General features: G+C 70.9%; 1 protein-coding gene. It reads right to left on the reverse strand.

Annotated elements, in window-relative coordinates; translation table 11 throughout:
* A partial coding sequence (locus D180_RS08920) for a hypothetical protein (protein WP_017912522.1) occupies positions 1-659 on the reverse strand: 659 nt, incomplete at both ends.

Raw genomic sequence — 659 nt, forward strand, 5'->3', positions numbered from 1 at the left:
GCGTCCCGGCGCGGTCCACGGTCTGCAGGTCTAGCTTGCCGTCCGGTCGTGCGCGCAGGGTCAGCTGACCGTCGCTCAGGCGATCGCAATAGCCGCCATCGGCGATGCCCAGCGAATACAGCGCCGTTGCCTCGCGCACGCCAACGTAACGCCCCTCCAACCGGCACTGGCGCGGCGGGCCATAGCGCAGTTGCACGGTGGGATTGCCAGGTGCCTGCGGCGTCGCGGCGACGCTCAGTTCCACGTCGATCGCCCTATCGCCGGAGTCGGGACGCATCATCCCGCGCCACGTGCCCTGCAGCGGGCTGGGCTGGCCCGGATCGCCATGCAGCACTACCGGCAGATCCTTGCCGTCGACGTTCAAGCGCAGGTCGTCGCCGCTGCGCTGCACGCGCAGCGGCTTGCCCATCATCTTGTCGCAGTAGGCGCCGCCATTGATCGACTCCAGTGCGAAACCTGCACCCGGTTGCGGCTTGACCAGCAAGGCGCAGTTCAACGGCGAGCCGAACATCAGCCTGGCCTTGCCGTCGCGCTGGGCCAGGCGCACGGCGGCCTGGCGCTGCGCATCCAGCGCCAGGGTGCCGCTCCATTCGCCGGGCGGCAGCGCGTCTGCGTTGGCCGCTGCGGCCGGCGCAGCAGGCGTCGGCGCCTGCGGTGCG

The sequence above is a fragment of the Xanthomonas sp. SHU 166 genome, from assembly GCF_000364685.1.
Lineage (GTDB): Bacteria > Pseudomonadota > Gammaproteobacteria > Xanthomonadales > Xanthomonadaceae > Xanthomonas_A > Xanthomonas_A sontii.